Raw genomic sequence first — 26,486 nt, 5'->3', positions numbered from 1 at the left:
AGCACGCAGGTTTACGCTGGAAAAGGTCACCAAGGCCCGCGCGAGGGGTTCTCCTCTTGTGTAAATTGTGTCAGAGGCACAGGAACGGGTACGGGTGCCCGCGGCTTTGCAGAGCGGCCGGGCGTCCCTATATTCCGGCCGATTTGGCGCGGAGGAACCGCCGATATTTGAACTCAAGGAGTGATCGATGTTCATTACCGAAGCTTTTGCGCAGACTGCCGGCGCCCCTTCCGCCGGCGGCGCGGACATTCTCATGTCCATCCTGCCGTTCCTGCTGATTTTCGTCGTTATGTATTTCCTGATCATCCGTCCGCAGCGCGCTCAGATGAAGCGCCGCGAGGAGCTCCTCAAGAACATCCGTCGCGGTGACCAGGTCGTGACCGGCGGCGGCATCGTCGGCAAGGTTACCAAGGTCGTCGACGACAGCGAACTCGAAGTCGAAATCGCCGATGGCGTGAAGATCCGTGTCGTCCGCAGCGGCGTGTCGGAAGTTCGCGTCAAGGGCGAGCCTGTCAAGGAATAAGGCAGGAACAGTCACCCCCAGCCAAGCAATTGGAGCGTTTGAGGCATGCGCAGATTACCGCCGTTGAAACGTATCCTCGTCTGGTTGGTGGCGCTTGCCGGCATCGCCTTTGCACTGCCGAATGTTCTGACCCGGGAAGAGGCAGCCGAGCTTCCGGCTTGGCTGCCGCACCGCCAGGTGGCGCTTGGGCTCGATCTCCAGGGCGGCTCCCATTTCATGCTGCGGGCCGCGCGTAGCGACATTGTCGCCGAACGGCTCGAGACGATCGCCAACGAGGTCGGCAAATCGCTGCGCGATGCCGACATCGCCTATATCGGCCTTTCCGGCGAAGGCCAGTCGATCACCTTCCGCGTTCGCGACCGGTCGCAACTTTCAGCCGCTCGCGAGCGGCTGAAGCCGCTGACGGCGCCTGTCGAGATCGGTGGCTTCGGCTCCGAGCCGATTTCCGAGGTTGTGTTCGACAGTGCGGAACCGGATGAGCTGGTTCGCCTGCGCCTGACGGACGAAGGCATCGACTACCGGCTCTCGCTGGCCGTGGCGCAGTCCATCGATGTCGTGCGCCGCCGCGTTGCCGAAGTCGGCGCCACCGATCCGCTGATCCAGCGCCGCGGCGACGACCGGCTGATCGTGCAGGTGCCCGGCCTCGGCGATCCGCAGCGGTTGAAGGACCTGCTAAGCCAGAGGGCCAATCTGGCTCTGCGGATGCTCGACACCTCCGTGCCCGTGCAACGGGCCGTCGAGGGGCAGCCGCCGTCCGGAACGGAAGTCCTCTATTCCTTCGACGACCCGCCGGTGCCCTATCTCGTCGAAAAGGCGCCGCTGCTTGCCGCGGCCAATTATGTTTCGGCCCAGCCGGAACCTGATGCTTCAGGCGAAAGCGCGTCGGTTGCCATCAAGATTGATGCCGCGTCGCAACAACGCGTTGCCGCCCTTGCGGCGCAGCAGCCGCCAAGGGACGCAGCGATCGTTCTCGACGGACAGGTCATCGCGACGCTCAAGCTGTCGGAGGCGGTCAACCGCGATACCTTGCGCATCTCTGCGGACCTGCCGACCGAAGGTGCGACCGACCTTGCCGCTCTCGTCCGCACGGGACCGCTACCCACGCCCCTGACCTTCGTCGAAGAGCGGACGGTTGGCCCCGGCGTCGGTGGCGACGCCATCGCCGATGGGCTGAAGGCCGGCCTGGTTGCTGCCATCGCGGTCGCCGCTTCCATGATTTTCTTCTACGGCGTCTTCGGCGTCTTTGCCGTCATTGCGCTTGCCCTGAACATTGTCCTGATCATCGCGGCGCTCTCCCTCTCGGGCGCGACGCTGACCCTTCCGGGCATTGCCGGCATCATTCTGACGATCGGCGTCGCGGTCGATTCGAACGTGCTGATCTACGAGCGCCTGCGGGAAGAGGTTCGCGGCGCCGAGCCTCTGCGGCGCACGATCAACGACGCCTTTTCGCGCGTGTTCAGCAGCATCTTCGACGCCAACCTGACGATGCTGATTGCGAGCGCAATTCTCTTCTATCTGGCGCGGAGCGGAAGCGGCTTAGCCGTGACGCGTCGCAATCGTAGCGGACGACGCTCTGCAACGCCTTCTACGGTGTAAACCGCGTGAGTCGTGCGAGGGAGCTGCGCACTGGAAAATGGTCGGAGGCTGAGGACTGAAGTTGGTATATCGTACTGGAAGCGCTTCATGCGTACTGGTACGATGCTGTCATGCGTTAAGATTTACGCAACCGGTCTTATCAGATGGAGGGAAAACAGCGCTGCACGAAATGGCAGCAGCGTAAGCTACGGGCTATTTATGACTCGGCGTCGATCAAGGGCGATCGAGCATCGAGTCTGATTGAATTGCGAGAGGGAGTCAGGTCGCGAGCTGCACGCGCGCACGACGAGACTAGATATGATCGTCGTTAGGCGATGGTGCATGCGATGATCGAGCGCGGGCGAAGACGTTCTCGTTCGGGTGCCGTCGCAGGAAGCGGGCGACAACGCCGAGCAGACGGCCGCTGGCGTCATCCGGTCGGAACTTTCGGACGAGTATGATTTCCGCCGTGTCGAGGTGGTCGGCCCCGTCGTGTCGGGCGAACTGACGCGTGCCGGCACCATCGGGCTTGCAGTTTCGTTCCTAGCGATCCTGCTCTATGTGTGGCTGCGTTTCGAATGGCGCTTCGCCGTCGGCGCGATCATCGCCACGACGCACGACGTGCTGCTGACGATCGGTTTCCTGGTGCTGACCGGCATCGAGTTCAATCTCGGCAGCATTGCCGCGGTTCTGACGATCGTCGGCTACTCGCTGAACGACACGGTCGTCATTTACGATCGCATCCGCGAAAACCTTGCACGCTACAAGCGCATGCCGTTGTCGGTGCTGATCGATACGTCGATCAACCAGACGCTGTCGCGCACCATCCTGACAGCGCTGACGACCGTTCTGGCACTGACAGCGCTTTATCTCTTCGGTGGCGGCCTCATCCGCGCCTTCAGTGTTACAATGCTGTTTGGCGTTATCGTCGGAACGATCTCGTCCATTTACATCGCCGGGCCGATCCTCATCCTCTTCAGAAAGCGCACCGACCACATTCCGGGGGACGAGAACGCCTCCGGCGCGGATACGGGTGCGGCGGGCGCGGCAAAGGGTGCTGTTTGAAATGCCTAAGGGAATTGAAATTCGCGAAGCCCATTTTCCGGGACGTGCGCCCATCGATGCCTACGGCAATGGTGGCTTTCGCTTCGCAGACATGTCGCATCGTGGCTCGATCCTGATGCTGCCCTCGGGCGTCTATGCATGGGACGTCGCGGAGGGCGATGCGCTGACTGTCGAGAAGTTCTACAAGGTCGTCGATGAGGCGAAGGACATTGAGGTGCTGCTGGTGGGCACCGGCAAGGACATTCGCCCGCTGCCGGCCGATGTGAAGGCGGCCTTACGCGCCGCCAACATATCGTCGGATCCCATGAGTACCGGGGCCGCTGTCCGCACCTACAATGTGATGCTGGCCGAATCGCGCGCAGTCGCCGTCGCACTGATCGCCGTCTGATCGGGCCTGGGGAAGACGACGTGCACGACAATTCTGCCCAGATTCTGGCTGACCTCAGGGACACCGACCGCGACCGCTATCTCGCCTGCCTGCTTGCGCCGGCCGACAAGCAGCCAGCCCTTGCCGCGCTCTATGCCTTCAACGCGGAGATTGCGCGTATCCGCGATCTCGTGCACGAGCCGATCCCGGGCGAGATCCGCATGCAATGGTGGCGAGACCTCATCGGCAACGACGCGTCGACCGGGGAAGGGCATCCGCTCGCTGAAGCGCTTCTTGGCTGCATTCGTACGCACCGACTGCCGGTCTCCGTGTTCGAGAACATGATCGATGCACGGATCTTCGATCTCTACGACGATCCGATGGAGGACCGCTCGGCGCTCGAGGGCTATGCCGGCGAGACCGCCTCGGCGCTGATCCAGCTCTCGTCCCTGGTGCTTGATCCTGACAATGCTGCGAAATCGGCCGAAGTCGCCGGGCATGGGGGTGTCGCGCAGACGGTCGCAGGCCTGCTCATGCTGCTGCCGCTGCATTTGCGCCGCGGCCAGGTCTACCTGCCGGCCGAGTTGCTGCGCGCCACCGGTCTCGATCGCGAAACGCTGATCGCCGGTGAAGACAGCGCCGCGATCGGCCAGGCGATCCGGGCTTTCGCGGGCTTTGGGCGGGATCATCTCGCTAAGGCGCGTGCGCAGATGGCAGCGATCGCGCCGTCGAATTTCCCCGCCTTCATACCGCTTGCGCTTGTCGAGCCTATCCTCAACCGCGCGGAGGCTGCGGGTGCCGGGCTTCTGCAGAAGCCCGTCCGCCCGGCCCAATGGCAGCGGCAATGGTGGATGTGGCGCGCCGCACGCCGCCGTCGCTTCTGATCGATCCGGACGATCGACCAGAGGTTCGGTCTGCTCAGGCATTCGCGGGCGCGTTTGCCGAGACGACAAATTGGCACAAGCCTCGCAGCGTATAGAAGCGCTTTATCGGCGTCATGCCGAGCGAAGGGGAGCGCCCGCGGATGCTTTGGTTATTGCTCATCGCCGTCATCGTCTTGGTCGGCGCATTCTACATGTGGATGAACGCCCGCGCCGAGCGGGACTGGGACAATCCCGATGCCGGCTCTGCGATGGTGGAGTTCGGCCGTGCCTTTCCGGACGAGGCGATCCGGGCGCTGCACTCGACGGCGGACCGCACGGCGATCTTCCTGCGGCTGCATGACGGCAAGGCGGGCTTCATCCAGTCGCACGGCACCCACTATGTCTGCCACGTGATCCAGCCCGGAAAGGTTCGGGTCAATAGCTCCGAGACCGGCCGAGGCCTGATCGTGCATTTCCCCGATTTTGCTTATCTCGACAACGACTTCGAATTTCAGAGTGCCGGCGAGGCCGCCGAGGTTTCGCTCTGGCTGCTCGGCAGCTTCAGCCCGAAATCGGAGTTCGAGCAGCCGGCGATCGAGCCGCCGCACACGGCGCAGGCGACCGAGTAAGCTCTCTCCGCGCACTGCTATAGGAAAAGGCCCGCTTGCATCGCTGCAAGCGGGCCTTTTGTCGTTTCCTTGATGCGTTTCCGAGCCGTCAGGCGGACTTGCCGAGCCAGGCGGCGCAATCGGCGAGTGCGCGCGACGCCGTCGCCTGCTTCTTGGCGACCGCCTTCTCCTTGCCGCGGAAGCGCTTGACGCCTTCCGGCTTGACGATCGCGCCCGGGTCGAGCGGCGGGAACAGCCCGAAGTTGACGTTCATCGGCTGGAACGAGCGCTTGCCCGGTTCATCGTCGGAGACGATATGCCCACCGGTGATGTGATTGAGCAGCGCGCCGAAGGCTGTGGTCGCCGGCGGTGGGGCCAAAGTCTCGCCCTTGCGCTCGGCGGCGGCGAAGCGGCCGGCGAGCAGGCCGATGCTCGCGCTTTCGACATAGCCTTCGCAGCCGGTGATCTGTCCGGCAAAGCGCAGGCCCGACCGCGACTTCAGCGTCAGCGTTCCATCGAGCAGTGTCGGCGAGTTGATGTAGGTGTTGCGGTGCAGGCCGCCGAGACGGGCGAATTCGGCATTCTCCAGGCCCGGGATCATGCGGAAGACTTCGGCCTGTGCGCCGTATTTCAGCTTCGTCTGGAAGCCGACCATGTTGTAGAGCGTGCCGAGCGCATTGTCCTGGCGCAACTGTACGACGGCGTAGGGCTTGATCGTGGGGTTATGGGCATTGGTGAGGCCCATCGGCTTCATCGGCCCGTGGCGCAGTGTCTCGCGGCCGCGTTCTGCCATCACCTCGATCGGCAGGCAGCCGTCGAAATAGGGCGTGCCTTCCCATTCCTTGAAGCCGGTCTTGTCGCCGGCGATCAACGCATCGACGAAGGCATTGTACTGCTCCTCGGTCATCGGGCAGTTGATGTAGTCCTTGCCGGTACCGCCGGGGCCGACCTTGTCGTAGCGCGACTGAAACCAGCAGACGTCCATGTCGATGGTCTCGGTGTAGACGATCGGTGCGATGGCGTCGAAGAAGGCGAGCGCATCGGCGCCCGTTTCCGCGCGGATCGCCTCGGCAAGGCCGGGTGCGGTCAGCGGACCGGTCGCGATGACGGTGAGATCCCAATCTTTCGGCGGCAGGCCGGTGACTTCCTCGCGCACCACCGTGATCAGCGGATGGGCAGCGATCGCCGCGCTGACCGCGTCGGAGAAGCCGTCGCGATCGACCGCGAGCGCACCACCGGCCGGCACCTGGTTGGCATCGGCCGATTTCATGATCAGCGAGCCGGCAAGGCGCATTTCCGCGTGCAGAACGCCGACCGCGTTGCTGGTGGCATCATCCGAACGGAAGGAGTTGGAACAGACAAGTTCGGCAAGGCCGTCGGTCTTGTGGGCGTCAGTGCCGCGCACGCCGCGCATCTCATGCAGAATGACCGGTACGCCGGCTTCGGCGATTTGCCAGGCGGCTTCCGATCCGGCAAGGCCGCCGCCGATGACGTGGATGGGGGAGTGGGAAGAAGTGTCTTTGCTCATGGCCGGCTTCCTATCACGGCTCGGCCTTTCGTTCCAACGCCTATAAACGAAAACGGCGCCCTGAAGGCGCCGTCTTGGAAGTCCTGGTCGTTCGTTCCGATTAACGGAAGGAGCGGGCCGCAATGTTGCGGATGTCGTAGCGGGTGATGCCGATGTCATTGAGAGCGTGGTTCGACAGGTTGCCGAGCTCGCTGACGGTGCGGCGGTAGTTGATCCAGCTTTTTGCGATACGAATCGGGTTCATGGTCTTTTCCTCAAAATCAGGTTGTCGCGACAGCCATCTGTCTGCGTCGTTGAGGTTCTTATACGCTTGTCTAATTAGAAGGTGGAGTGCAAAGAAAATGCAGCTGCTATGCATTTGTGCAGTGCATCGCCGCATAGATGGGCACCGCTTCAAAAGGCGGCATCGATTAAGGATTGATTAAAGTCTTAATTGTCCGCCGATAAGAGACTGTTTTCAAACGTATTTACGAGCTGATGGCGAGAGACGACGAAGCACCTCTCATAAGCCCGGTTCCGTTGCATGGGCAGTGGCAGATGGCGGAGCATCCGGTGTCTCTCGCAAGTGCGAAGGCGTCACCTGGATCGTACTGGCGGCGCCAAAAGAAAACGCCCCCCGGAATGAACCGGAGGGCGTCTACTGGAGGTCGGTTGCGCGTAAGGCGCAGCCTGAATTACTTGATCGCCTGGCGAGCAACGTACGGGATGTCGCCACGGCCGATGCCGAGGTCAGACAGTTCGCGGTCGCTCATGCGGCCGAGTTCGTTGCAGGTCTGACGATACTTGCGCCAATTGTTGAAAGAGCGTGCGAGGTTCATGATCCTATCCTTTCTAGGGTCGTGTGCCAGCGCTTAATCTCTCTTGCTGGCCGTCATCTGATGCTCTGGAATATAATCGTTTTGAGCAGAAGTTACAGAGACAATGCTGCATCGCACCCATGCAGGCCGTGCAAGCCTCTGTGCGATGGCGCGTTCGCGGCAGGCGTCTAAAACGCGCGGCACAATCGACTTGTCGTGGCTGGAAGCTGCCCGAAATGTGAGGGGCCAGAAACAAACAACGCCCGCTGGGGGAGGAGATCCAGCGAGCGTCGCTTTGTTCTGATCGGCAACCGGGAGGAGGAGTGTCGCCGATCCAAATCGAGGGGCGCTGGGAGGAGGAGTGCGCCGCCCCGATCGATGAGTTGAAGATAGTACGCAGGCGGGTGGAAGGGTAGCGCTGTTCCAGAATGGCACCTATGCATCCAATGCATGGCGTGGGGCGAGCGCAGCGAAATTATGCACGAATATTGTGCAGCTGCGCAGACGCAGGCTTCTTTGTGGAGAGGAGGGCTGAAAAGAATAACGCCCGCTGGGGGAGGAGGTCCAGCGAGCGTCATTAGGAGTGATTGGCAACTGGGAGGAGGAGTGTTGCCAATCTGATCGGAAGAGCGCTGGGAGGAGGAGTGCGCTCGTCCGAATTCCGTCGGTTTTACCCGGGCCTTTCTCAGTAAACTGAGGCGGTTGGCCATTTCCGCTGGCGACCGTCTGGCTTCATGCCTTCGTTCGCCTTTGATGATTTGAATATAGGACCTTTCAATCGATTTGTGCAGTGCAATATCCGCATGGAAGATATGCGCATTGCGCAAGCCGTTCATTCGTCCCTATCGGTTTGGTGCGCAACTGCCGCAGGGCGATTGTGTTTCCGCGCCGATACGTGGTTAGTTGGGGACTGAACGGAACCAATTCAAGCATCGGATTCTAGGCTGGGGGCAGGATGTACCGCGCGCGTCTCGAACGAGACTTCAAGCATTGGGTCGACAAGGGGCTGCTGCAGGAGAATGCGGCGCGTGCCATGCTCGCCGAATATGACGGTCGCGAGTCGACGTTCCGGGCCGGGCGCGTCCTGCTCATTCTCGCCGCACTCCTGTTGTCCGCCTCAATCCTGCTGCTTGTTGCCGCCAACTGGGAGGCGCTGCCGCGTCTTGCCCGCGTGGCCGGCATCGTCGCCTTGGTCTGGGGCTTTCACTTTGCCGCCGCCTGGCTGATCCGCACCGGACGCCCAACGCTCGCCGCTGCCGCGCTCGTTCTGGGGGCGGCTGCCTTTGGCGGTGGCATCGCCCTGATCGGGCAGATGTATCATCTGTCCGGCGATGCGGCCGACGCCGCGCTGCTGTGGTTTGCTGGCGCCGTGCTCTCTGCCGTGGCATTTCGCTCCGCAGCCATGGCCGCGGTTACCGGCGGGCTCGCCTGGTTCTATTTCGCAACGGTGCTGAAAGACGATGGGTTCAGTGCGACGCCGGACTGGCGCATGTGGTCCGTTCCGACGCTTGCCGTGATCGTCGTGCTGCTGGTGCGTTTCACGGCCGCCGACAGGGTTCGTCATCTCGCCTATCTGCTCGTCCTGTCGTGGCTCGCCTGGCTTTATCTCGATAATGCATCGCTCGCCTTTGCCGGTGGCCTCGCTGCGTGCGGGCTCGTGGCCTTTCTCGCGGCGACGCTGCCCGGCTCGCCGCTTCGCGCGCTTGCGGTCGATGCCGGTTCGGCACCCACCTTCTATTCCTTCGCGCTCGCCTTGCTCGGTTTTACCGCTCTTCAATTTGAAGCCGTCGGCGTGACATCGGAGGTCGCGACCGGGGCGGGCACGCTGCTGGTGGCCCTCCTCGGGATCGCGCTTGCCGGGGCGCAGAACGGCGCCGTGCGCTATCTCGGCTACGTCGCCTTTGCCGGCGAGCTTCTCTACCTCGCCTTCGAGACCCTTGGCTCGATGCTCGGCACCTCGGGCTTCTTCCTGATTTCGGGGCTGGTGGTTGCCGGCATCGCCTGGCTCGTCATCCGCATCGAGGGGCACTTGGCAAATGCGCGCGGGACGGAGGCGCCACAATGACCGCTGCAAAGACCCGTTGGCTGAACCCATTGCTGGCGGCCCTGCTGGTTGCGGGCGTACAGACGGCGGCCCTTGGCTATATGATCGAGAGCAGGGCATCGATCCTCAGAAGCGGCCGTGACGTGCTGTTGAAGACCGTGCCCGTCGATCCCCGCGATTTGCTTCGGGGTGACTACGTGATCCTGAGCTACGACATTTCCAGGCTCCAGCCGGAACTGTTCAAGGGCGATACGCCGAAGCAGTCGGAAGAGGCGCAGATCTACGTTCGGCTGGAAAAGCAACTCGACGGTTTCTGGGCGGCGACCGAAGCGTCCTTCCAGCCGCTTGGCCTCGCCGGCGACAGCGTCGTCCTTCGCTCGCTGCCCTTTATCTACTATCCTTCGTCCGCGCTCTCGTCCGTCAGTGTGGAATACGGGATCGAGCGCTTCTATGTGCCGGAAGGCGAGGGGCGGACGCTGGAGGAGGCGCGCAACGCCGAGGCGCTCTCCGTCAATATCCGCGTAGACGCCAAGGGAAAGGCCCAGATCCGCGAGATCGCAGTCAATGGCAGCCCGGTCTATGAAGAGCCTCTCTATTGAGCTGCGCCGTCCCCTGCCGGATCGGTGGTGGAATTCCCGCATTTTCCCTTTGATCCCGCGAGAACGAGTGATATAGAGACGCCGCGCTCGGGAAAGCCCTGAACTTTTCAGCATGCCCTTTGTATCCGCGGTATTCCGCTGGTTGGACTTGCGGGAATACGAACAGGCGGTGCGATTGTCTGAACGCGGGTATGGTGAAATTGGTAGACACGCCAGATTTAGGTTCTGGTGCCGCAAGGCGTGGGAGTTCAAGTCTCTCTACCCGCACCAGAACAGCGATCGCGCCCGAAGTCCGGATTCTGCAGGGATGAAGGGGGCTGGAGTGCCATTTTGCTTGCAAAACGGTTGCAGAACTGCGTAAAGCCACTCCCGGCAAATGGATCGGCTCACGTGCTCGCCAGACCTTTCGAAGGGGAAGAGCACAGTCAACGTGAAATGAAGGTTTGAACATGCAGGTTATCGAAACGCTCGCTGAAGGGCTGAAGCGCGAACTCAAGGTCGTTATCCCGGCCAAGGACATGGAAGCTCGTATGAACGAGCGCCTGGCCGAAGTGAAGGACCGTGTGAAGATCAACGGCTTCCGTCCGGGCAAGGTACCGGCCGCGCATCTGAAGAAGATCTACGGCAAGTCGATCATGGCTGATCTCGTCAACGAGATCGTCCGCGACAAGCCGACCGAGATCCTGTCGGGCCGTGGCGAAAAGTCGGCGACCCAGCCGGAAATCGCGATGACCGAGGACGAGGCAGAAGCCGACAAGATCCTCAACGCAGAAGCCGACCTCGAGTTCACTGTTGCCTACGAAATCATCCCGGCGATCGAGCTCAAGGACGTTAGCGGCATCAAGGTGACCCGCGAAGTCGTCGAGATCGCTGAAGACGAAGTCAACGAGCAGATCCTCAAGATCGCCGAAAGCGCCCGCAGCTACGAATCGAAGAAGGGCAAGGCCGCCAACGGCGACCGCGTCACCATCGATTACCTCGGCAAGGTCGACGGCGTCGCTTTCGACGGCGGCAAGGACGAAGACGCTGAGCTGGTTCTCGGTTCCAACCGTTTCATCCCGGGCTTCGAAGAGCAGCTCGTTGGCCTGAAGGCTGGCGACGAGAAGGTCATCACCGTGACTTTCCCGGCTGAATACCCGGCTGCAAACCTTGCTGGCAAGGAAGCCACCTTCGACATCACCGTCAAGGACGTGGCTGGCGCCCAGGACATCGAAATCAACGACGAACTGGCCACCAAGCTCGGCCTCGAATCGGCTGACAAGCTGAAGGAAATCGTCCGCGGCCAGATCGAAAGCCAGTACGGCAACCTGACCCGTCAGAAGGTCAAGCGTCAGATCCTCGACCAGCTCGACGAACTCTACCAGTTCGAAACGCCGCAGCGTCTCGTCGAAGCCGAATTCGAAAACATCTGGCGCCAGATCAACACCGACCTCCAGCAGGCCGGCAAGACCTTCGCTGACGAAGAAACCACCGAAGAAGAAGCCCGCGCTGAATACCGCAAGCTCGCTGAGCGTCGTGTTCGCCTCGGCCTCGTTCTCTCGGAAATCGGCGAAAAGGCCGGCGTTCAGGTCAGCGACGACGAACTGCAGCGTTCGCTGTTCGAACAGCTGCGCCAGTTCCCGGGCCAGGAAAAGCAGATCCTCGACTACTTCAAGAACACCCCGGGCGCCGCTGCTTCGCTGCGCGCTCCGCTGTTCGAAGAAAAGGTCGTCGACCACCTGCTCGGCGAAATCTCGGTAACCGACAAGACGGTTTCCAAGGAAGAGCTGACGGCTGACGACGAAGAGACCGAAGGCAAGGCTGCCAAGAAGGCTCCGGCCAAGAAGAAGGCCGCCGCCAAGGCTGAAGCCGCCGAAGGCGAAGAAGCTGCCGCTCCGAAGAAGAAGGCTCCGGCCAAGAAGAAGGCCGCTGACGACAGCGCCGAGTAATCGGATCGAAGCTTAGGAATCGAAAGGCCCTGCCGCTTGCGGCAGGGCCTTTTTCGTTGCGGGAGGCGAGCTCTTCGTCCTGTGGAAGCGCTCACCGGGAGCCGATTTTTGGCCCGGCCGAACGCGCGACGGACTAAGCGATGTCGAGGAGGAGGGCGCGGTGGTCGGAGACTTCGGGCGCTGCGACGACATCGAAGCGAGCGACGGTGACTGCGCCATTCGCCAGCATGTAGTCGGCAAAGCGGCCGCTCTTTCGATAGTGCGAGGTGCGCGTGTCCGTGTGGCCGCGGGAAACGACGAGGTCGACGAGGCCCAGTTGCCCGAGCGTCTGAAACGTTTGGCTGTCCGGGAGCACGTTGAAGTCACCGCAGACGACCAGCCGCTCGTCGCCGGGCCAGACCTGGTGGATGAGACCCACCAGCGCGTCGGCCTGCGCGCGGCGTTCCGGACTGTCGTTCTTGCCTCGAACCTCCCGTAGCCCGTGCATCTGCGCGATAGTGATGGGAGTGCCAGCGTCGTGATCGAACAGTCGGATGCAATGGGCGTTGCGCGCACGCGGATGCGGCCCCCAACCGTCGGGCGAAAAGCCGCCATGCACGAAGCCGAGTGCCTGGCCAATGACGGAATAGCCCCGCCGAACGAAGGTCGCCAGGCCGAATTCCGATGCCACGGGCGCGTCACCGGCAAAGAGAATCCCACGCGCCGTCGGGCAGAAGAATCCGTCATGTCCTGGAAGCACGGCGGCGATCTCGTCGAAGAGGTTGGCGCGTTGCGGCAGTTCTACGTCCGCATCGCGATAGCTCAGCCATTCGGCCTCTGTCGTCGGTGATCGCGCGATCTCCTGCAGGCACAGGACGTCGGCGTCGACATCGACGAGATACTTCATCAAAGGCGAATGGAGCTTGCCGCCCCAGGCATTGAGCGAAAGGATGCGCATGGTGTTCGGCTCTCTTGATCGGCAGAGGTGAAGCTAGCCGATTCGCCAGCGTCCCGCGCATTTCAGATGCCGGTTTTGAGGGACGGGCGGGAGAGGGCGGCCGTAGCGCGGAGCCACCATCGGTGCCCTTCGGGCGTTTGGCCGCCGCCGTCATCGTTGACGGCGGTCGGCTCTGTCGCTGGAAGCTTACGCTTTCGGTGCTTCCTGCTTGATCTCGCCCATGCGGTTCCAGGCGTCGAGGCCAGCAATCTTGTAGGCTTCGGCCAGCGTCGGGTAGTTGAAGGTGTTTTCGACGAAGTACTCGACCGTGCCCTTGAGATTCAGCACCGCCTGGCCGATATGCACCAGCTCCGTCGCGCCTTCGCCGATGATATGCACGCCGAGCAGGCGGCGGGTCTTCAGCGAGAAGATCATTTTCAACAGGCCGGAATCGAGCCCCATGATGTGGCCGCGCGAGGTCTCGCGGAAGCGGGCGATGCCGCATTCGTAGGGTATGCCGCGTTCCTTGACCTCTTCTTCCGAGAGACCGCAGGTGGAGATCTCAGGCACGGCATAGATACCGTAGGGGAAGTACTTTTGCGGCTCCATCGCGATCGCGCCGATGGCGACGCGGGCAGCGATGCGGCCCTGTTCCATCGAAGTCGAGGCGAGGCTCGGGAAGCCGACGACGTCGCCGGCGGCATAGATGTTGGGCACGGAGGTCTGGAAGGTCTCGGGATTGACCTTGAGGCGCCCGCGGCTGTCGGCTTCAAGCCCGGCGGACGGAAGGTTGAGCGTATCGGTCGCGCCCATGCGGCCCGCGGCAAAGAGCACCATGTCGGTCGTGATCTTGCGGCCGTTGTCGAGCGTCAGCAGCACCTTACCATCTTCGAGTCTTTCGACCGTTTCGGCCTTCTGCCCGAGATGCAGTTTCATGTTGCGGTCGCGCAGCTGGTAGATGAAGTCTTCGACGATTTCCTTGTCGATGAAATCGAGCATCGTTGTCTTCGGGTCGATCACCGTTACCTGGGTGTCGAGCGCGCTGAAGATCGTGGCGTATTCGATGCCGACGACGCCGGCGCCGATCACCACCAGCGAGCGCGGCAGGGTCTCGATATCGAGCAGTTCGTCGCTGTCGAGCACGGTCTTGCCGTCGAACGGCATGTAATCCGGGCGGAAGGGCTTGGTGCCGACGGCAAGCATGATGCTGGTGCCGGACACGAGCATGGTCTCGCCGTCGTCCTTGACGACCTCCAGCGTGGTCTGATTGACGAAGCTCGCCTTGCCGCGCATCTGCTGCACGCGGTTGCGCGCAAACTGGTGTTCGAGAACCTCGACCTCATGATTGAGGGTGATGATCAGGCGCTGCCGGAGGTCATCGGCGCTGATCTCCTGCTTGACGCGATAGGACCGTCCGTAAAAACCGCGCTCGCGCCAGCCCGAAAGATTGAGCGCCGTTTCGCGCAGCGTCTTGGAGGGAATCGTGCCGGTATGAACCGAAACGCCGCCGACGCGTTTTCCCTGTTCGATGACGAGGACCTTCTTGCCGAGCTTGGCTGCCTGGATGGCGCCGCGGCGGCCGGCAGGTCCGCTTCCGACAACGATGAGATCGAACTGGTTCATAGGCGTGTCCGTTAGAAGGTGGAATCGTTGTGCGTTGCGAAAACTCTCGCTCGCAAGCCTCTATACCGTCAATGGCACGGTTTGATGAAGTGGTTTTCATAGCCGAAACAGCCGGATGAGAATATATAAGGGAGTGCGCGTATGCTTGGTTCCGTTAAGACATCCGGAGCCCGTCGGTGTCGTATTTGCCTGGGAGGCTGACGATGGGATTGGAGCTGACGAACAGGGTTTTGCCACAGTCTGACGGTGAAGCCGTCATGCCGAATTCACAGCCGCGCGCCGGCGTCGTTGCGGCCGCGGTCTACGAGAACGGCGTGCGCGTCCGCGATATCCGCATCGAAGACGCAGGCAAGTGGCGCGATCGTCCAGGTGCGGTGGTCTGGATTGGCCTGCATGAGCCCGATGCCGAACTGTTGCGGCAGATCCAGCAGGAATTCGATCTGCATGACCTGGCGATCGAGGACGCCTGCAAGGCGCACCAACGGCCGAAACTGGAGATCTATGGCGATTCGATCTTTGTTGTCGCCCGCACCGCGCACATGGTCGGCGACGAGATCGCCTTCGGCGAGACGCATCTGTTCGTGGGGCGCGGTTATGTCATCTCGGTCCGGCACGGCGCGTCGACCTCTTACATGGCCGTGCGTCAGCGCTGCGAAGCCTCGCCGGCAGCCCTTGCCCATGGCGAGAACTACATCCTCTATTCGATCCTCGATTTCATCGTCGACAACTACATGCCGGTGATCGAGGCGATCCACGAGGAAGTCGAGGAACTGGAGGACCGGCTGCTGCGCGAGCGGCTGGTCAAGGGCGACATCGAACGCCTGTATCTGCTGCGGCGCAATCTCTTGCGCCTGCGAAACGCGGTCGTGCCGCTGGTCGACGTCTGCCGACGGCATGAGCACATCGATCTGCCGGGCATGGATGCAGCACTGCAGCCGCTCTTCCGTGACGTGACCGACCACGTGCGGCGCGTTCAGGAGGATATCGACGCTTTGCGTGAAGTGCTCGCCTTCACCTTCGAGGCGAGCCTGATGGTCGGGCAATCCGAGCAGACGGAGATTTCGCGCAAGCTCGCGTCCTGGGCGGCGATCCTCGCGGTGCCGACGGCGATTGCCGGCATTTACGGAATGAACTTCGACGACATGCCGGAGCTCAAGTTCCGCTATGGCTACTTCGTCGTGCTGGCTGTCATCATCGGACTGTGCGGCACGCTCTACCGCTTCTTCCGCCGCGCGAAATGGCTTTAGGCCCGAGCGCCAATCAGGCCGACTTTGCCAGTTTCGAACTTGGAGGACGTCGTGGCAAGCCTTCTGGAAACGCTTGGGGACCTGATCGGTACGAACTGGAAGCGCCGCGACGTGGCCAAGCGGTATTCGCGCACCTATGTCTGCCGCTGTGGCAGTCACATCTTCTTCGGCAATACCCTTTGCAACAGCTGCCAGGCGCCGCTCGGATATCTGCCGGGTGAAGGCGTCCTGATACTGCTTGAGCCGGGTCCGCAGCCGGACACGTGGGACGCGGGTGGCGGGCGGCCGTTGCTGAAGTATTGCAGCAATCGTGACACTGCCGCGTTGTGCAACTGGATGCTGACGGCGAGCGAGCCGAGGTCCCTTTGCATCGCCTGCCGTCTGAACAGGACCATTCCGAATCTCGATTGTGAGGACAATGCCCGTCACTGGGGGCTGATCGAGGCTGCGAAGCGACGACTCGTTTCGCAGCTGCTGTCGCTCGGATTGCCGGTGAAGTCAAAGGTCGACGAGGACGAGAAGCACGGTCTGATGTTCGATTTCCTGCGTTCGCCGGAGAGCGGGCCGCGCGTGCTGACCGGGCACGTTGACGGTTTGATTACGGTCAACATCGAGGAAGCGGATTCTGTTCAGCGAGAGAAGATGCGGCTCGAACTGCATGAACCCTATCGCACGCTGCTCGGTCACTTGCGACACGAGGTCGGTCACTACTATTGGAATAGGCTTATTCTCAACGGCCCTTGGCTGGAGCCCTTTCGTTCGCTTTTCGGAGATGAGCGCGCCGACTATGCGGCGGCATTGAAGGCGAACTATGAGAATGGCCCTCCCGTAGACTGGGCCGACCGATACATCAGCGCCTATGCTTCCACACATCCCTGGGAAGACTGGGCGGAAACCTGGGCACACTATCTGCATATGATCGATAGCCTTGGCACAGCGCTCGGGTTTGGGCTCGATGCAGAAGATCTTGAAGCGATTATCGAGCCGTTTGAGCACGACGCCTTGTATGCGCCCGAAGACACCGGCGCCGACGGGTTTCTGTCGCTATTGAACTCCTGGATTGAAATGACGATGGTGCTCAACGAACTGGCGCGCAGCATGGGCCAGCCGGACTTCTACCCCTTCGTGATGTCGAAGCCGTCAGTGGCGAAACTGCAGTTCGTGCATATGGTCGTCGAGGCTTCTCGCTCGGCGGGGACGGAGTCTGTCGAATCCGGCCTTTCGGGGTGACCGCCTTCGCCACTGTTTGCGGCAGAGTGGCGCCACTACCGGGCTGGTGCCTCCGCCGTGCGAAACGGCTGGGTGCCGGCGTGATCAGAACAGTCGCAGGCCCTTCAGGCTAACGTGTCCGTCTTTTCCGATGATGATGTGATCGTGCACGGCGATGCCGAGCGGTTTGGCCGTCTCGACGATCAGCTTGGTCATGTCGATATCGGCGCGCGACGGGGTCGGGTCGCCGGATGGATGGTTGTGGACGAGGATGATCGCCGTTGCCGAGAGTTCGAGTGCTCGTTTGACGACTTCACGCGGGTAGACCGGTGTGTGGTCGATCGTGCCTTTCTGCTGCACTTCGTCGGCAATCAGTGTGTTGCGTTTGTCGAGGAACAGGATGCGGAACTGTTCCTTCGTCTCGTAGGCCATCGCCGCGTGGCAATAGTCGATGACGGCGCTCCAGGACGAGAGAAGCTGCTTCTGGCGAAGTTCGCTCTTGAGTGTTCGGTGACCGATCGTGGAGATCAGCTTGAGGTCGAGGGCAACCGCTTCGCCGATACCGCTCACTTCCTGCAACAGCGCGATCGGGGCGCCGAAGACACCGGCGAGCGTGCCGAAGCGGGCGAGCAGGGCCTTGGCGATCGGCTTGGTATCCTTGCGCGGGATCAGCCGAAAGAGCAGCAATTCCAGGATTTCGTAATCTGCAAGCGCCGAGTCGCCCTGTTCCCGGTAGCGCGTCCGCAACCGGTTGCGATGACCGTGGTAATGGGCCTCGGGTTCCGGCGCCTTCTTCGTCGCCGGTTTCCCGTCCAGCTGCAATTGCGGAAAAAACGTCCTCTCGTCCGCCGATGGCGCCAAGTCGCCGTCAGGGGAGATCGGACGTTTCGTCATGCGGCGCCGATCGTGCTGACGCCGGGCTTGAACAGGCCCGCCGGCGAAAGCGTGAAGATCTCGCAGCCGTCGGCGGTGACGCCGACCGTGTGCTCGTATTGCGCCGACAGCGACCGGTCACGGGTGACCGCGGTCCAGCCGTCCGAGAGCACCTTCACATGCGGGCGGCCGAGATTGATCATCGGCTCGATGGTGAAGATCATGCCCTCGCGCAGCTCCGGGCCTTCATTGGCGCGGCCATAGTGGAGGATGTTCGGCGCATCGTGGAAAAGCTTGCCGACGCCGTGGCCGCAGAAATCGCGCACCACGGAGCAGCGCTCCGCTTCGGCATAGACCTGGATCGCTTCGCCGATGGCGCCAGTGCGGGCGCCGGGGCGCACGGCGGCAATGCCGCGCATCAGGCTTTCATGGGTGACGTCGAGCAGTCGCTCGGCGGCACGCTTGATCTCGCCGACCGGATACATCCGGCTCGAATCGCCGTGCCAGCCATCGACGACATAGGTGACGTCGATGTTGACGATATCGCCTTCGCGCAGCGGCTTGTCGTTCGGTATGCCGTGGCAGACGACGTGATTGATCGAGGTACACGACGATTTCGTGTAGCCGCGATAGTTGAGCGTCGCCGGTAGCGCGCCATTGTCCATGCCGAACTCGAAGACGAACCGGTCGATCTCGTCGGTGGTGACGCCCGGCTGCACCCGCGAGACGAGCTCGTCCAGACAACGCGCGGTCACCTGGCAGGCTTTTCGCATGCCCTCGAAACCTTCCGGTCCGTAGAGCCGGATAACGCCGGTATTCTTGTAGGGCGCAGACCCTGCCTCGATGTAAGTCACCATTCCAAAGCTTTCAGTTGTTCCAGTCGGATTTCATAGAGCAGCGAGGGCCGCTTCGTCCACTGCCATCAATCCGGTCGGGCGGATTTGCGTTGGCGAAACCTGACATTTGACCGCGTAGGCCTCGATACCACGTGACATCGCGCGGTCGAACGCGTGTGCATAGGCGGGATCGAACTCGCGGCAGATCCTCAACCGGTCACAGTCATCACGCTGCACGAGATAGATCATCACCGCACGGTGACCAGCCTCGACCATATCACCGAGCTCGTCGAGATGTTTCGCACCGCGCGTTGTCGGACTGTCAGGAAATTCGGAAAGACCGGGCGTGCGGCTGAAATGCACGTTCTTGACTTCGACATAGGCACGGCCGCGCTCGGGATCGCTGAGGAGAATGTCGATGCGCGAGTTGCGCCCGTATTTCTGCTCGCGCGCGCTGTGCTCATAGGTATGCAGGTCGGAAACGAGCCCCAGCCTGATGGCTTCTTCCGCAAGCCGGTTGGGTAGGCCGGTGTTTATGCCGACCATAGTTCCGTCGGCTTCGACGATTTCCAGCATATGGCGGTATTTCCGCGTCGGGCTGTCGTGTTCCGACATCCAGATGCGCGAACCGGGCGTCGTCAGCCCGCGCATCGAACCGGTATTGGGGCAGGATCCGGTCATGGCTGTGCCATCGGGCAACAGGGCGTCGAAGAGAAAGCGCTTGTAGCGCTGCACGAGGATCGCGGTCGTCAGCGGGGGATCGAAGATCAAGGCAGGTCCTGCAAAAATGGTTCAGGCGCGGGCGCGCACGTAGGAGCCCGGCGCTTCCTCAAGCGAGTTCAGCGGACCGCCCGGCTTGCGGGGCGCAACGCGTCGCTTGTCGAGTTTCTCGATCCATTGGTGCCAGTGCGGCCACCAGGATCCCGGTGTTTCCTTGGCCGCCTTTAACCAATCGTCGAAGTCACCCTTGGGCGCGCCGCCGGTCCAGAACTGATACTTGCCCTTGTCCGGCGGGTTGACGACGCCGGCTATGTGGCCCGAGCCCGAGAGAACATAGGTGACCTTGCCGCCGAACGAAGCGCTGCCGAGAAACACAGAGCGTGGCGGCGCGATGTGATCTTCCTTGGTCGCGAGATTGTAGATCGGGATCTTCACGTCGCCGAGCGACACCTGCTTTCCGGCAAGCACCATCTCGCCCTTCGAAAGCTTGTTATCGAGGTAGCAGTTGCGCAGGTAGAAGGAATGATTGGCCGCCGGCATCCGCGTCGAATCGGAGTTCCAGTAAAGCAGGTCGAAGGGCAGGGGCTCCTGGCCCTTCAGGTAGTTGTTGACGAAGTAGGGCCAGATCAGCTCCGAAGCGCGCAGCATGTTGAAGGCGGTCGCCATCTTCGAGCCGTCGAGATAGCCGGTCACGCTCATGTTCTGTTCGATCTGGCTGATCTGGTCCTCGTCGACGAAGACCTTGAGGTCTCCGGCATGGGTGAAATCGACCTGCGTCGTGAACAGTGTCGCCGAGCGGATGCGGTCGTCGCCCTCGGCAGCGTGCAATGCCAGCGTTGCGGCAAGCAGGGTGCCGCCGACGCAATAACCGATGGCGTTGACTTCGCGCTCGCCGGTCGCCTGCTCGACGATATCGAGCGCAAAGCCGATGCCTTCGCGGGCGTAGGCTTCCCAATCCTTGGTCGCGTGCCGCTCGTCCGGGTTCACCCAGGAGATGACGAAGACCGTGTGCCCCTGGTCGACCGCCCATTTGATGAAGGATTTCTGCGGGTTGAGATCGAGCACGTAGAACTTGTTGATCCAGGGCGGGCAGATCAGCAGCGGCCGCTTCAGTACGGTCTCCGTCGTCGCCTCGTATTGCAGCACCTGGCAAACGTCGCTCTGGGCAATGACTTTGCCCGGTGTCATCGCGATATTCTCGCCGATCGCAAACTTGCTGGTGTCCGTCTGCCGGAGCTTGAGGTCGCCACGGCCGGCGGCGATGTCCTCGGCAAACATCTGCATGCCCTTGACCAGGTTGGCGCCGCTCGAGGCAACGGTCTCACGGTAGAGCTGCGGGTTGGTGGTGACGAAGTTCGTCGGAGACAACGCGCTCGAAACCTGCCTTACGTAGAAGGCAGCCTTGTGTTTCGTGTGGTCGTCGAGCCCCTCGGCGTCCTCGACCATGCGTTCGGCCCAGTCCGACGTTACGAAATAGGCCTGGCGAATGAAGTCGAAGAACGGGTTCTTCACCCAGTCCTCGTCGGCAAATCTCTTGTCGTTGCGCTCGAGGGCGGCAGGCGCGGACGTCTCTTCGCCGGACATACGGTGCAGCGTGCGCGACCAGATCTCGAAGAAGCTGCCCATCAGGTGAGTCTGCGCTTCGAGCGTGCGGCGAGGGTCGGAAAGCCAGTACTCCGAGACCTTGGACAGCGTCTTGACCATGTCGGTGACGGGCTCGGCGAAGGTATCGGACTTCTGGCCCGATTCCCGCGGCGCCAGCCAGGCGGAGGCCGCCTTGCCAAGCTGTTCCATGGCGCGGGCGAGGTTGACGGCGAGGCTTTCCGGATCCTTGACGATATAAGGTTCGACGGATTTGGGATCGAAGCCTGCGTAGCCGTCCTTGCCTTCCGCATTCCTCTCTGCTGTCACCCGGCGTCCTCCACAGCATCTTGTTTGTTTTGTATTTTTACATTCTGCCCGAAAATGATTACAAGGGCTAGCGCATCGTCGCGCCATCAAAATAGAGGTCGTCTCCAGTATGCTTGCCGTCGGAAAACAGCGTTCCATCACCTGGGTTGCCGGGATCGTTCTGCTAGGCACGCTTGCTGGCTGCAACAGCCAGGGGACAAACTTCGAGAATTATCCGTCGGTCTATGGCCAGAAGCCGGCCGCAACGGCGCAGATGACCAACGAAGAAGCGACCAATATGCAGGCGCGCCTGAGCTCGCTCGGCGCTGCGCGCAAGTCCGGCGCGATCTCCGAAGCGGAGTACCAGCGGCGCCTGAAGGAGATGCGCGCGCTCGCCGAACAGCACGGCACGGACACGCTGAAAGAGATCCAGAATTAGCGCTTGCCTTTCCGGTGATTTGGACGCAAAGCGTTCAATGGCCGCATGGACGGCCGTTCACCACAGCGCACGGTTTCGCAAAGGCTTGAGCCGCTGGCGGGAGCGTGCGCCAAACGAGGTTTGGAGATGGAAGAGTTTCACAAAGTCCGGCGTTTGCCGCCCTATGTTTTCGAACAGGTCAACCGTTTGAAAGCAAGCGCGCGAGCGGCCGGTGCTGACATCATCGACCTCGGCATGGGCAATCCGGATCTACCCACACCACAGTCGATTGTCGACAAGCTCTGCGAGGCCGTTCAGGACCCGCGCACGCATCGTTATTCGTCGTCGAAGGGCATTCCCGGGCTGCGTCGTGCCCAGGCCGCCTATTACGCCCGCCGCTTCGGCGTCAAGCTCAACCCGGATACCCAGGTCGTCGCTACCCTTGGCTCGAAGGAAGGCTTCGCCAACATGGCGCAGGCGATCACCGCACCTGGCGACGTCATCCTGTGCCCGAACCCCACCTATCCGATCCACGCCTTCGGCTTCCTGATGGCAGGCGGCGTCATCCGCTCGATCTCGGTCGAGCCGGACGAAACCTTCTTCGGGCCGCTGGAACGCGCCGTTCGCCATTCGATCCCGAAGCCACTGGCGCTGATCCTCAACTATCCGTCGAACCCGACGGCGCAGGTAGCGACGTTGGACTTCTACAAGGACGTGATCGCCTTTGCGAAGAAGCACGACATCATCGTGCTGTCCGATCTCGCCTACTCGGAAATCTACTTCAACGACGCGCCGCCGCCGTCGGTGCTGGAAGTTCCGGGCGCGATCGACTGCACGGTCGAGTTCACCTCGATGTCGAAGACATTCTCAATGCCGGGCTGGCGCATGGGCTTTGCCGTCGGCAACGAGCGGCTGATCGCGGCACTGACGCGCGTGAAATCCTACCTCGACTACGGCGCATTCACGCCGATCCAGGTGGCCGCCACCCAGGCGCTGAACGGCGACGGCAGCGACATCGCCGAAGTGCGCAACATCTACAAGCGCCGCCGCGACGTGATGGTCGACAGCTTCGGTAAGGCCGGCTTCGAAGTGCCGCCGCCGGCAGCGACGATGTTCGCCTGGGCGAAGATCCCGGAGAAGTTCCGTCATCTCGGTTCGCTCGAATTCTCAAAACTCCTCGTCGAGAAGGCTGATGTCGCGGTCGCTCCCGGTATCGGCTTCGGCGAGCAGGGCGACGACTACGTTCGTCTCGCTCTCGTCGAAAACGAGCACCGCATCCGTCAGGCGGCGCGCAACATCAAGAAGTTCCTGTCGACCGCCGACGAGACGATGCACAACGTCATCTCGCTGAACGCTCATAGGTAAGAAGTCGGGAGGCGTGTTTGACGCGCGCCTCCTTCCACACTGGCCCCGCTGTTCTCGCGGTGCGCCCTCTACATGTTAGGAAATGGCTATGGCAGATGCCCTCAAAATCGGCATTGCGGGCTTGGGTACCGTCGGTGCCTCGCTCGTGCGAATCCTCCAGGATCGTCACGAGATGCTTGCGACAACGTGCGGACGGGCAATCGAGACCACGGCCGTAACGGCGCGCGACCGCAACAGGGATCGCGGCGTTGATCTTTCGAAGACCGCCTGGTTCGACGACGCCATCTCGCTTGCGCGTGACGCCGATATCGACGTTTTCGTCGAGCTGATGGGCGGCTCCGGCGATCCGGCCTATTCGGCCGTCAAGGCGGCGCTGCAGCGCGGCATTCACGTGGTCACCGCCAACAAGGCGCTGCTGGCTGCCCATGGCATCGAACTTGCCAAGATCGCCGAAGAGAAAGGCGCGCTGCTCAACTACGAAGCGGCTGTTGCCGGCGGCATCCCCGTCATCAAGGCGTTGCGCGAATCCATGACCGGCAACACGATCTCGCGCGTCTACGGGATCATGAACGGCACCTGCAATTACATCCTGACGAAGATGGAGAAGGAACAGCTGTCCTTCGAAGCCTGCCTCAAGGAAGCCCAGCGACTCGGTTACGCCGAAGCCGACCCGGCCTTCGACATCGAGGGCAATGACACGGCGCACAAGCTGTCGATCCTGACGAGCCTTGCCTTCGGAACGGCGATCGCGGCCGACGATATCTACCTCGAAGGCATCACCAACATCTCGATCGACGATATCCATGCGGCCGCCGATCTCGGCTACCGCATCAAGCTTCTCGGCGTCGCCCAGCGCACTGAAAGCGGCATCGAGCAGCGCGTCCATCCGACGATGGTGCCTTATGATTCCGTCATCGCTCAGGTCGATGGCGTGACCAATGCGGTTGCGATTGAATCCGATATTCTCGGCGAACTCCTGATGGTTGGCCCCGGTGCCGGCGGCAACGCGACGGCTTCGGCCGTGCTCGGCGATATCGCCGACATCGCCAAGAGCCGCCCGGGCGCCCAGCACGTTCCGGCCTTCGGCCGTCCGACCAATGCGCTGCTTCCCTACAAGCGTGCGCAGATCCAGAGCCACGAGGGCGGCTATTTCATCCGCCTGAAGGTCGTCGACCGCACCGGCGTCTTCGCCAGCATTGCGACCCGCATGGCCGACAACGGCATCTCGCTGGAATCGATCATGCAGCATTCCAAGCAGCTGATGGACACGGGCGAGCCGCAGACGATCATCCTGGTCACGCATGCGACATCGGAGCACTCCGTTCGCGATGCGATCAAGGCGATCAAGGGCGAGGGCTACCTCGTCGGCGAACCGCAGGTCATCCGCATCGAACGTCCGAAGGCAAACTGAGGGCGACAGGTGCCTTCAAGCCGTTCGGCATGGCAGTGCCCAGCGCTGCTTGCCGCCGATAGATTGGAAGCCTCGCCGTGCAAGCAAGCCGGCGAGGCTTCTTTCTTTATGCCTTGGGCGCCGATAGCAGCGCAGATCCCCGCGAAACGTGGATCTCTGTGTATGCCGTTCTGAAAACGGTCACGATTTCCAGGGTTATGCGCTAAGAGGAATCAAGCGCCAAGCGGGTGGACGAGCATGGAAGAATTGGTGGATCCGGTACAGCGGGCCTTTCTGAACGTCGAGCGGTCGGTCAGCGGCCAGCGATGGGTGTCGCGCCTCGACCAGGCGGGTCAGAACCGGGCGCTCGCCATCAGCCAGGTCCACGGCTACTCCGACCTGCTTGGGCGCGTGCTTGCCGGCCGTGGCGTCGTCCTCGACGATGCCGCAAGTTTTCTTGATCCGACGCTTCGCTCGCTGATGCCGGACCCGGACAAACTGACAGATTGCCGCAAGGCTGCAGAGCGTCTGGCAACGGCCATCAAGCGCCGGGAAAAGACGGTGGTCTTCGGTGATTATGATGTCGACGGTGCTGCGTCTTCGGCGTTGATGGCGCGTTTCCTGCGCCATTTCGGCATCGATGCGGAAATCTACATTCCTGACCGGATTTTTGAGGGCTATGGCCCGAACCCGACGGCGATCGAGCAATTGATCGACAACGGCGCCGATCTCATCGTCACCGTTGACTGTGGCTCGACCAGCCATGAGTCGCTTGCCGTTGCCGAGAAACGCGGCGTCGATGTCGTGGTCATCGACCACCATCAGGTCGGCGCGTCGCTGCCGCCCTGCCATGCGCTCGTCAATCCCAACCGTGAGGACGATCTCTCGGGGCAGGGGCACCTTTGTGCCGCCGGCGTCGTCTATCTGGTTCTCGTCAATACCTTGCGTGTGTTGCGCAACGCCGGCGACAGCCGCGTCGCTTCGTTCGACCTGCTGGCCCAGCTCGATCTCGTGGCGCTCGCGACCATCTGTGACGTCGTGCCGCTCAAGGGGCTGAACCGCGCCTACGTCGTCAAGGGACTGATCGCAGCGCGCCATATGGGCAATGTCGGGCTTTCGGCCTTGCTAAGGAAGGCTGCGATCGGTGGCCCGGTCACGCCCTATCACCTGGGCTTTCTCGTCGGCCCGAGAATCAATGCCGGCGGACGCATTGGCGATGCGGCACTCGGCAGCCGGCTGCTGGCGATGGAAGACGCCGCCGAGGCGGAGAAGATCGCAGCCCAGCTCGATGAACTCAACCGCGAGCGGCAGGCGATGGAAGCCGTCATGCTGGCCGAGGCGGAGGCTGAGGTTCTGGCCGAATACGGCACGGGCGAGGGCGCTTCGGTGATCGTCACCGCGCGCGAAAACTGGCACCCGGGCATCGTCGGGCTGCTCGCAGCCCGCATCAAGGAAAAATTCCGCCGGCCGACCTTTGCCATCGCCTTCGATCCCAATGGCAGAGGAACCGGCTCGGGTCGCTCGATCAACGGCTTCGACATGGGCAAGATGGTCCGCGCTGCCGTCGACGGTGGTCTGCTGGTAAAGGGCGGTGGCCATGCCATGGCTGCCGGCCTCACCGTCGAGCGCGCGAAACTCGGAAAGCTCCGGCAATTCTTCGAGGAACGTGCCGAAGCCGCCGTGCGTGAGCTTGTCGCCATCCAGACGCTGAAGGTCGATGGCGCGCTTGCAGCATCCGGTGCCACGCTGGAACTCATCGACCTCCTGGAGCAGGCAGGCCCCTATGGCTCAGCCCACCCGCAGCCCGTCTTTGCCTTCCCGCAGCATCGCCTGCGCGACAGCCGCCAGGTCGGCGCCAACCACGTCAAGGTGACGCTGGAGGGCCAGGACGGCAGCCGTCTCGACGGGATAGCCTTCCGGGCGACCGAGACGCCGCTCGGCGACTTCTTGCTGTCGAGCCGGGGCACGTCCATTCACGTCGCAGGCTCCGTTTCGGCGGATCTCTGGCAAGGCCAGCGTCGCGTGCAGCTTCGCGTAACGGATGCCGCCAAGGCGTTTTGATCGGCTGGTTTCGACGTTGTAACCCGCGGAATCCGTAACGG

23 protein-coding genes, 1 tRNA gene and 1 pseudogene are annotated in these 26,486 nt (G+C 62.1%); 16 read left to right on the top strand and 9 right to left on the bottom strand.

Going from position 1 to position 26,486, the window contains the following annotated elements; genetic code table 11:
• Positions 1–187: 187 nt before the first annotated feature.
• The 6 genes and pseudogenes from yajC (at position 188) to JVX98_RS14050 (ending at position 5,022) form a co-directional block, all read left to right on the top strand.
• Positions 188–523, top strand: coding sequence for a preprotein translocase subunit YajC (yajC, locus tag JVX98_RS14070; protein ID WP_034796611.1), 336 nt, complete (start codon positions 188–190; stop codon positions 521–523).
• A gap of 45 nt (positions 524–568) precedes the next feature.
• Positions 569–2,119 carry a protein translocase subunit SecD gene (secD, locus tag JVX98_RS32695; RefSeq protein ID WP_371826547.1) on the top strand — a complete coding sequence of 517 codons (1,551 nt, stop codon included), beginning with the start codon at positions 569–571 and terminating at the stop codon, positions 2,117–2,119.
• Positions 2,120–2,473: 354 nt separating this feature from the next.
• Positions 2,474–3,163: pseudogene (gene secF / locus JVX98_RS32690) on the top strand (protein translocase subunit SecF); the annotation flags it as partial.
• Between the two features lies 1 nt (position 3,164).
• Complete coding sequence (locus JVX98_RS14060) at positions 3,165–3,551, top strand: Mth938-like domain-containing protein (protein WP_205239450.1); 387 nt, start codon at positions 3,165–3,167, stop codon at positions 3,549–3,551.
• Between the two features lie 20 nt (positions 3,552–3,571).
• Positions 3,572–4,414, top strand: a complete 843-nt coding sequence (locus JVX98_RS14055) for a phytoene/squalene synthase family protein (protein WP_205239004.1) — start codon at positions 3,572–3,574, stop codon at positions 4,412–4,414.
• Positions 4,415–4,554: 140 nt separating this feature from the next.
• A complete protein-coding gene (locus tag JVX98_RS14050) occupies positions 4,555–5,022 on the top strand; it encodes a hypothetical protein (protein WP_192446069.1) in 468 nt (155 codons plus the stop codon).
• 88 nt (positions 5,023–5,110) lie between these two features.
• On the opposite strand, the gene trmFO is transcribed toward JVX98_RS14050, so the two are convergent.
• From trmFO to JVX98_RS14035, 3 genes are all read right to left on the bottom strand, one after another.
• The gene (gene trmFO / locus JVX98_RS14045; protein ID WP_205239003.1) at positions 5,111–6,529 is read right to left on the bottom strand and encodes a methylenetetrahydrofolate--tRNA-(uracil(54)-C(5))-methyltransferase (FADH(2)-oxidizing) TrmFO; all 1,419 of its coding nucleotides are present in this window, start codon (positions 6,527–6,529) and stop codon (positions 5,111–5,113) included.
• Between the two features lie 100 nt (positions 6,530–6,629).
• A complete protein-coding gene (locus tag JVX98_RS14040; protein WP_064816989.1) occupies positions 6,630–6,773 on the bottom strand; it encodes a DUF1127 domain-containing protein in 144 nt (47 codons plus the stop codon).
• Between the two features lie 430 nt (positions 6,774–7,203).
• Complete coding sequence (locus tag JVX98_RS14035; RefSeq protein WP_065376908.1) at positions 7,204–7,347, bottom strand: DUF1127 domain-containing protein; 144 nt, start codon at positions 7,345–7,347, stop codon at positions 7,204–7,206.
• A 934-nt stretch (positions 7,348–8,281) separates the two neighbouring features.
• On the opposite strand from JVX98_RS14035, the gene JVX98_RS14030 reads away from it, so the two are divergent.
• The 4 genes from JVX98_RS14030 (at position 8,282) to tig (ending at position 11,897) form a co-directional block, all read left to right on the top strand.
• The gene (locus JVX98_RS14030; RefSeq protein WP_205239002.1) at positions 8,282–9,391 is read left to right on the top strand and encodes a DUF2157 domain-containing protein; all 1,110 of its coding nucleotides are present in this window, start codon (positions 8,282–8,284) and stop codon (positions 9,389–9,391) included.
• Positions 9,388–9,969 carry a GDYXXLXY domain-containing protein gene (locus tag JVX98_RS14025; RefSeq protein ID WP_205239001.1) on the top strand — a complete coding sequence of 194 codons (582 nt, stop codon included), beginning with the start codon at positions 9,388–9,390 and terminating at the stop codon, positions 9,967–9,969. The genes JVX98_RS14030 and JVX98_RS14025 overlap by 4 nt, the downstream gene beginning before the upstream one ends.
• Positions 9,970–10,154: 185 nt before the next feature.
• Positions 10,155–10,239: transfer RNA gene (locus JVX98_RS14020), tRNA-Leu, on the top strand.
• Between the two features lie 179 nt (positions 10,240–10,418).
• Positions 10,419–11,897, top strand: coding sequence for a trigger factor (gene tig / locus JVX98_RS14015; RefSeq protein ID WP_205239000.1), 1,479 nt, complete (start codon positions 10,419–10,421; stop codon positions 11,895–11,897).
• 133 nt (positions 11,898–12,030) lie between these two features.
• Here tig and JVX98_RS14010 read toward each other — a convergent pair whose 3' ends face one another.
• Both JVX98_RS14010 and sthA read right to left on the bottom strand, forming a co-directional pair.
• Positions 12,031–12,834, bottom strand: coding sequence for an endonuclease/exonuclease/phosphatase family protein (locus JVX98_RS14010; RefSeq protein WP_205238999.1), 804 nt, complete (start codon positions 12,832–12,834; stop codon positions 12,031–12,033).
• Between the two features lie 186 nt (positions 12,835–13,020).
• A complete protein-coding gene (sthA, locus tag JVX98_RS14005) occupies positions 13,021–14,436 on the bottom strand; it encodes a Si-specific NAD(P)(+) transhydrogenase (protein ID WP_205238998.1) in 1,416 nt (471 codons plus the stop codon).
• A 257-nt stretch (positions 14,437–14,693) separates the two neighbouring features.
• On the opposite strand from sthA, the gene JVX98_RS14000 reads away from it, so the two are divergent.
• Both JVX98_RS14000 and JVX98_RS13995 read left to right on the top strand, forming a co-directional pair.
• Positions 14,694–15,683 (top strand): magnesium and cobalt transport protein CorA, encoded by a 990-nt coding sequence (locus JVX98_RS14000; protein ID WP_246765024.1) that lies wholly within the window; start codon positions 14,694–14,696, stop codon positions 15,681–15,683.
• 51 nt (positions 15,684–15,734) lie between these two features.
• Entirely contained in the window at positions 15,735–16,913 is a 1,179-nt protein-coding gene (locus tag JVX98_RS13995; RefSeq protein WP_205238996.1) for a putative zinc-binding metallopeptidase, read from the top strand.
• Between the two features lie 84 nt (positions 16,914–16,997).
• On the opposite strand, the gene radC is transcribed toward JVX98_RS13995, so the two are convergent.
• From radC to phaC, 4 genes are read right to left on the bottom strand one after another with little or no spacing between them, the layout of a single operon-like run.
• On the bottom strand, positions 16,998–17,786 hold the full coding sequence (radC, locus tag JVX98_RS13990) for a DNA repair protein RadC (protein ID WP_205238995.1): 789 nt from the start codon (positions 17,784–17,786) through the stop codon (positions 16,998–17,000).
• Positions 17,783–18,622, bottom strand: a complete 840-nt coding sequence (gene map / locus JVX98_RS13985) for a type I methionyl aminopeptidase (RefSeq protein WP_192446079.1) — start codon at positions 18,620–18,622, stop codon at positions 17,783–17,785. Before map ends, radC begins: the two co-directional genes overlap by 4 nt.
• 30 nt (positions 18,623–18,652) lie before the next feature.
• Positions 18,653–19,372: a DNA/RNA nuclease SfsA gene (gene sfsA, locus JVX98_RS13980; RefSeq protein ID WP_205238994.1), complete on the bottom strand. Its 720-nt coding sequence runs from the start codon at positions 19,370–19,372 to the stop codon at positions 18,653–18,655.
• 21 nt (positions 19,373–19,393) lie between these two features.
• Positions 19,394–21,232, bottom strand: a complete 1,839-nt coding sequence (gene phaC / locus JVX98_RS13975; protein WP_205238993.1) for a poly(3-hydroxyalkanoate) polymerase subunit PhaC — start codon at positions 21,230–21,232, stop codon at positions 19,394–19,396.
• Positions 21,233–21,341: 109 nt separating this feature from the next.
• Here phaC and JVX98_RS13970 point away from each other — a divergent pair, with 109 nt between their 5' ends.
• The 4 genes from JVX98_RS13970 (at position 21,342) to recJ (ending at position 26,445) form a co-directional block, all read left to right on the top strand.
• Positions 21,342–21,650 (top strand): hypothetical protein, encoded by a 309-nt coding sequence (locus JVX98_RS13970; RefSeq protein ID WP_043611643.1) that lies wholly within the window; start codon positions 21,342–21,344, stop codon positions 21,648–21,650.
• A 126-nt stretch (positions 21,651–21,776) separates the two neighbouring features.
• Positions 21,777–22,994: an LL-diaminopimelate aminotransferase gene (locus JVX98_RS13965; RefSeq protein WP_034796568.1), complete on the top strand. Its 1,218-nt coding sequence runs from the start codon at positions 21,777–21,779 to the stop codon at positions 22,992–22,994.
• 88 nt (positions 22,995–23,082) lie between these two features.
• A complete protein-coding gene (locus JVX98_RS13960; RefSeq protein ID WP_043611645.1) occupies positions 23,083–24,405 on the top strand; it encodes a homoserine dehydrogenase in 1,323 nt (440 codons plus the stop codon).
• A gap of 237 nt (positions 24,406–24,642) precedes the next feature.
• A complete protein-coding gene (recJ, locus tag JVX98_RS13955; protein ID WP_205238992.1) occupies positions 24,643–26,445 on the top strand; it encodes a single-stranded-DNA-specific exonuclease RecJ in 1,803 nt (600 codons plus the stop codon).
• Positions 26,446–26,486: the final 41 nt, after the last annotated feature.

The sequence above is a fragment of the Ensifer sp. PDNC004 genome, from assembly GCF_016919405.1.
Taxonomy (GTDB): domain Bacteria; phylum Pseudomonadota; class Alphaproteobacteria; order Rhizobiales; family Rhizobiaceae; genus Ensifer.
This window is presented reverse-complemented; position numbering and strand designations above follow the sequence as displayed.